A 6,343-nucleotide genomic window follows, 5' to 3' on the forward strand; every position below is an offset into this window, starting at 1 on the left:
ATAACGGCTATGGCAGTGACCAATGTCGCTGAGGTGCTGACTGCAAGGAAGGTATCCGTCAGTAAGCCTTTATATCTGCGTTTGACCCGGTTTTTGGCAGCACTGCCAGCAATCAAGGTCATGATGGTCAAAATAAGAAGTACTTCATACCATTGTTTACGTGCAAAAATCCAAGCCAATATCAAACCGATGAAACTAAGCTGCACCACCGTGCGAATCGCAGCGGTTAATAGTATTTTGGTCAGATGTAAGCGTAGTCGCCATGACACGATAAGAACGATGAAAATTAGACTGCTGGCAAGGGCGATATCACCGTAAGTTAGAATCATCTGTATATCATCCGTACCGCTTATCGTTTTCTGTAACGATTAAAGGTATTGGTTTTGGTTGCTTGTGTTAAAAAACTTGGGATAGTATTCCTGCTTGCATATGCCAGTGATGATTGGCTAATGGCATGATATCTTGCGTATCATGAGTAACCCACAATAATGTGCGCCTTCTATCTAGCCGTAGCCAGCTCATAAGTAGTTGTACCAGCTGTGCTGACGTATCGACGTCTAAAGCAGCTGTAGGCTCATCTAGTAATAATACCTGCGGACTTAATTGTAAAAGACGTAAGGTATTGACCAACTGCCGTTCGCCACCAGATAAGTAAGTGGTATCTTGATACAAAAAATCAGCGTTTCGTTGCATATGTTCAAGCTGTGCTATATGCCAATCTATATCAAAACGGCGCTGCTGATGAGCTTGTAGACTATAGGGTATTTTTAGATTGTCAATGACACGGCCTTCTAGTAACTGTGGATGTTGTGCTAGTAAGGCTATCTGGGTGCGCCATTGTGTGGGAACGGTATCGTGAATGCTCTGATAGGCATTGATACTTGAGATGTCATCGTTATTTAAGTAAATATCACCGCGGCTTATAGGCAATAGTCCTGCTAATACTCGTAACAATACGGATTTTCCACTACCAGAAGACCCAGTCAAGACGGTTACTTGCCCTGCCAGCAGCTGACCAGTCACACCATTTATTAATACTCGTTTATGGGTAATAGAAATAGGGTCGGCTGCTACGAATTTTCTGAATTTATCAGACCATTTTTGATAAATGCTAGGTGGTCGAGATGTTTTTGTGTCAATGTTTGTGTCATGATCATGGGTATAGCGACTAGCTGTGTCTTGGCTGTACACCCAAACATTCTCGAATGTTAGCTTAACATCATGCACATTTTTACCATTTTGTTTACTCATACCTTAGTATCACTGTGCATTCATTTGCTCGTTAATGGCTTGTTCAATGGCAGTACGTAATTTTTGTGGCACACGGATAGGGCGCATAGATGCAGTGTCATTACCAATGGTATTTGATCTTACTTGATTTTGTACACAGGCAATAACGATTTTGGCGCTACTTAATAAACTGCTGCTCGCATTGATATTATGGCTAGTGGTGCTGTCTGCTATATGGCGATGAATACTTTGATGAAAAATTATACTGGCAGGCTTTAACTCTATTTTATCGACACGCACGCTGATGACTTCATCTAAGAGAATGGCTCGTTTGTATTGCAAGTCTGCTTGACTCACGACAAAATGCTGTACATCACCTTTATCCGTCTGCAAAAAATAGCCATTCAAACCAAGATGACTAAACCAATCGCGGCGGCAGTTTTCGAAAAACACCAAATGATTGGCATGGTAGACTATACCGCCAGCATCAGTATGGTTAATATAGACATTATAATCTTTAGCAAACAATGGCGTAATTTCGTTGGTCGCTGTTAATGCGGTAATTGGACTTTTGCTATTAGTGGTTGTCATAATCATGCTCGGTATTGTTATCAGTATAAATAAATAGAAATGGTTTGAAGTTTTTGCTAAATAGCTGCTAAGGGGCACTCTAGTAATTTCTGTTTTTGTCTAATAATAATGTCGTTTTTTAATGATAGGGTTGGAACGATAGTAACGTGTTGTCCAAAACTATGAGAGAAACAATAATTAATAATAAGAGCTACTCTAGCTTAAGATATCAGGACACGCAATAGTTAGGTCGCTCTACGTCTGTTATCATAGGGGTTTGTATTTTGCCTCTCAACTATTCGTATTAGTACCGTATTTTCATCAATCAGTATAGGATAACTTATGACCCGTTTTGTCAGCTTTAATATTAATGGTATTCGTGCTCGCCAACATCAACTTGAGGCTGTGCGAGACGTCATCGATCCTGATGTGATGGGTCTGCAAGAAACCAAAGTACATGATGAGCAGTTTCCTATAGAAAATATAGAAAGTTTGGGTTATCACGTAGAATATTTTGGGCAAAAAGCACATTATGGTGTTGCGCTTTTATCTAAAGTCGCACCTATTTTTGTGCAAAAAGGTTTTCCTGGTGAAGATGAAGAAGCACAAAAGCGTTTCATTCATGCGCGGTATGAGTTTGATGGATGTGAAGTCGATGTTCTCAATGGTTATTTCCCGCAAGGAGAAAGCCAAGATCATCCGACCAAATTTCCGATGAAACGTGCTTACTATGCAAACTTGATGACTTATATTGATACGCTAAAAGCAGAGGGTCGTTCACTCATCATTATGGGAGATATGAATATCGCTCCAGAGGATGTTGATATCGGTATCGGTGAAGCCAATGCAAAGCGCTGGCTTAAAAATAGAAAAAGCTCTTTTTTGCCAGAAGAACGTGAGTGGTATAGTGCATTGATGTCACGTGAGTTGACGGATACGTACCGTTTGCATTATCCAGAAAGCACTGAGTTTTATAGTTGGTTTGACTACCGTAGCCGAGGTTTTAATGATGAGCCTAAGCGTGGACTGCGTATCGATCATATTCTGTGTACCGCAGATTTAGTTGATGCATGTGTTGAGGCAGGTATCAGTTATGAGCTGCGAGCGATGGAAAAACCCTCTGACCATGCGCCAATTTGGTCGGCTTTTGATTTAAAAAAATTGTAGTAAACATATAGTATTAAGGCGTGTTCTAATTAAACTATATCCTCTCAAAACTGAACAATAAGGATTTCATAATGGCTGTCGGAAATGTAGCAATACCCAATACGATTTATCCTATCGAAGGTATCAAATTGAGTGCGACCGCAGCGGGCGTGCGTTACAAAGACCGTGACGATTTGGTCGTGATTGAGATAGCAGATACGGCGACTACTGCTGTTGTTACTACCAAAAATACTTTTTGTGCTGCACCTGTAAGTGTCTTACGTGAGAATTTTGCGAAAGCCAGTCCACGCTATTTGGTGACCAACACAGGCAATGCCAATGCAGGAACGGGCGCTGATGGCAAACGTCGTGCTATCGATATCTGTACTGCACTGGCTAGTAAGGCAGGGGTGGATAGTAGTAGCGTATTGCCATTCTCTACTGGTGTCATTGGTGAGCCGTTGAATAGCGATGCAGTGATCGCAGGTTTGGATAATGCGCTTACCAATCTAGGCGCTGATAATTGGCTTGCAGCAGCAAATGGTATTCGCACTACTGACACCATTCCTAAGCTTGCCAGCCAAAAAATTGATGTTGCTGGCACTAACTACCACGTTACAGGAATGTCAAAAGGCTCAGGTATGATACGGCCAAATATGGCCACCATGCTGGGTTACGTAGCGACTGACGCCAATATCGCAGCTAACGTATTACAAGAAATGCTAAGTGCCATCAATGAGCAGTCTTTTAACCGTATTACTGTCGATGGTGATACCTCGACCAATGACTGTTGTGTCTTGATAGCCACTGGTGCTGCTAGCTCAGAGGTGATTGATAGCCCAGAACACCCACATTATAAAGCTGTGTTTGCTGCTTTGAGTGAAGTGTTCTTACGTTTGGCACAATTGATTGTGCGTGACGGAGAAGGCGCAACCAAGTTTATGACAGTAAAAGTTACTGGTGGTCAGACGACACAAGAGTGTTGTGATGTGGCGTATGCCGTTGCTCATTCACCACTCGTAAAAACAGCGTTCTTTGCCAGTGATGCTAACTGGGGACGTATCTTAGCTGCTGTTGGCTATGCTGGTGTTGAAGATTTGGATACCGAACAAGTCGATGTCTATCTCGATGATGTGATGATATGTGAAAATGGCGGTGTTGCGCCCAGTTATATGGAAGAGGCGGGCAATACGGTCATGAGTCGCCCTGAGATTACCATCCATATTGATCTTGCACGTGGTGATTTCAGTGATACGGTATATACCTGCGATTTATCCTATGACTATGTCAAAATAAATGCCGATTATCGTAGCTAAAAGTGCCGATATATTGTGCAATTATGAATAGATATCGCACATGATAAAAAGCCTCTAAAGTATTAGAGGCTTTTTTTGTTGTTTGTAAGGTAATGCTTTTGGGAATATATCTAACTATAGTCGAACGATTATAGATTGTACAAATAGTACATCTAAGGAGGGTAACGCCGTAGCGGTTTAGTATGGTCAGTGAAAAGTAATATCAATACACCATGCATCGCTGATATAAATTTTTCTCGCTTGCTGTGCCTGCGCAGACAGAGGCTACAAAAAATCGATATCAGCAATACCGTAGCGTTTTTAGGATATTTTGACTGTATTTCACTGACTATATATGTTTAACATTAACACTGGCTATAATTAACACTAAATCCACGAGTCGCTGTAGGTATGCGGTTGTCTGCATAGATGGCAAGTCCGCCACGTGATGTTTCCTTATATTTATCGAGCATGTCAGCCCCTGTTACTCTCATGGTTTCGATCACTTTATCTAAAGAGACAAAGTGCTGTCCATTACCGCGGCAGGCAAGACGAGCAGCATTAACTGCTTTTACCGCGCCCATCGCATTGCGCTCGATGCAGGGCACCTGTACCAAGCCGCCAACAGGATCGCAGGTCAGGCCTAAGTTATGCTCAATGCCAATTTCTGCAGCATTGAGGCATTTGGCAGGATCGCCGCCTAGTATTTCGGCCAATGCAGAGGCTGCCATTGCACAAGCGGAGCCAACCTCACCTTGACAGCCGACCTCAGCACCAGATATTGAGGCGTTCTGTTTGATTAAGCTACCGATAGCGGTGGCATTTAATAAAAACTGGCGTGCACCTTCAATGCTGTAGTTTGCTAAAAAGTCACGGTAATAATGCATGACCGCAGGGATAATGCCTGCCGCACCATTGGTAGGCGCAGTCACAACATTGCCACCGTTGGCGTTCTCTTCATTGACCGCCAAGGCATATAGGTCAATCCAATCCATCGCGGCAAGCTTATCATTTTCCGTCAGAGTCTGGTGTTTCTCAGCGCACAATTGCAGATGCAAGGATTGAGCACGACGCTTTACATCCAAACCACCAGGTAATATGCCACTGCTTTGACATCCTCGTGTTACACAGTCTTGCATAGCCGTCCAAATAGAATCCAAATAAGCAAAAACGTCAGCTTGGTCGCGGTAGTGACATTCATTTGCCAGTACCAACTCGCTAATGCTCAGCTGGTGCTGATGGCATTGCTCTAATAGTTCTGCAGCGCTATTAAACGGGTAAGGAACCACATCAATTGTCGGGCTGGCATGATCTTCATCTGGATTGGTGGCATCTTCTTCATTAATCACAAAGCCGCCACCGACTGAATAATATGTTTTCTGATACAGAGTGCTATCTGTTAGTACTGCTCGAAGTGTCAGTGCATTAGGGTGATAGGGTAGAACCGTATCATCATGCCAATGAATGTCTTGCTCTGTATCAAATCCAATGCTATGTGTGCCTGATACCGCTAATACCTTGTCAGAGAAAATGGGGGCTAGATAATTGCTAGTCATACGCGTGTCTATCGTACTGGGTGTATGGCCAAGTAGTCCGAGCAAGATGGCTGTATCTGTTGCATGTCCTTTGCCTGTCGCTGCCAAAGAGCCATAAAGCTCAATTTCAATTGTTTTAATCGTTGTCAGTGCTGTTTGCTTGGTGAATGATGCTAAAAAAAGGTTGGCAGCAACCATCGGTCCGACTGTATGCGAACTTGATGGGCCTATGCCGATTTTAAATAAATCAAAAATACTGATCATAATAAGTTACCAAAAGTTTTAAGTGTATTAGCATGTCGGGTGACGGCTTTAGACACTTTTATGGAGGAGGTCAGGAGCAATCATGGGCCTATAAAGCACTGGTAACATAAATTGTGCAAGGCATTGTGCATAAGGGTTTTGAGACATAAGACGATAAGAGGTGACTGAATAATAACTTTTATTTATTTTGAAACTCCGCTATCAAAAAAGCGAAAGAGGACTCCACCCGACATTAGGGTGGAGGTGAATTTCGCATCACTAGCTAACCTCGCTGGTTCTGAATATATTGTTTAATAATATCTA

At 42.6% G+C, this 6,343-nt stretch carries 6 protein-coding genes; 2 read left to right on the forward strand and 4 right to left on the reverse strand.

The window, feature by feature from the left end:
• From ACT3SX_RS13180 to ACT3SX_RS13190, 3 genes are all read right to left on the reverse strand, one after another.
• On the reverse strand, positions 1–329 hold a 329-nt coding region (locus ACT3SX_RS13180), incomplete at its 3' end, for an ABC transporter permease (protein ID WP_444519146.1).
• A gap of 67 nt (positions 330–396) precedes the next feature.
• Positions 397–1,251 carry an ABC transporter ATP-binding protein gene (locus ACT3SX_RS13185; RefSeq protein WP_192520560.1) on the reverse strand — a complete coding sequence of 285 codons (855 nt, stop codon included), beginning with the start codon at positions 1,249–1,251 and terminating at the stop codon, positions 397–399.
• A 9-nt stretch (positions 1,252–1,260) separates the two neighbouring features.
• Positions 1,261–1,821, reverse strand: coding sequence for a thioesterase family protein (locus tag ACT3SX_RS13190; protein WP_192520561.1), 561 nt, complete (start codon positions 1,819–1,821; stop codon positions 1,261–1,263).
• A 321-nt stretch (positions 1,822–2,142) separates the two neighbouring features.
• Between ACT3SX_RS13190 and xthA the strand changes: the two genes are divergently transcribed.
• Complete coding sequence (gene xthA / locus ACT3SX_RS13195; protein WP_192520562.1) at positions 2,143–2,967, forward strand: exodeoxyribonuclease III; 825 nt, start codon at positions 2,143–2,145, stop codon at positions 2,965–2,967.
• 71 nt (positions 2,968–3,038) lie between these two features.
• Positions 3,039–4,262: a bifunctional glutamate N-acetyltransferase/amino-acid acetyltransferase ArgJ gene (gene argJ / locus ACT3SX_RS13200; RefSeq protein ID WP_192520563.1), complete on the forward strand. Its 1,224-nt coding sequence runs from the start codon at positions 3,039–3,041 to the stop codon at positions 4,260–4,262.
• 344 nt (positions 4,263–4,606) lie between these two features.
• Here the strand turns inward: argJ and ACT3SX_RS13205 are convergent, their stop codons facing one another.
• Positions 4,607–6,040: an L-serine ammonia-lyase gene (locus tag ACT3SX_RS13205; RefSeq protein WP_192992639.1), complete on the reverse strand. Its 1,434-nt coding sequence runs from the start codon at positions 6,038–6,040 to the stop codon at positions 4,607–4,609.
• Between the last annotated feature and the right edge of the window lie 303 nt (positions 6,041–6,343).

This window comes from Psychrobacter sp. AOP31-B2-9 (assembly GCF_052378005.1).
Lineage (GTDB): Bacteria > Pseudomonadota > Gammaproteobacteria > Pseudomonadales > Moraxellaceae > Psychrobacter.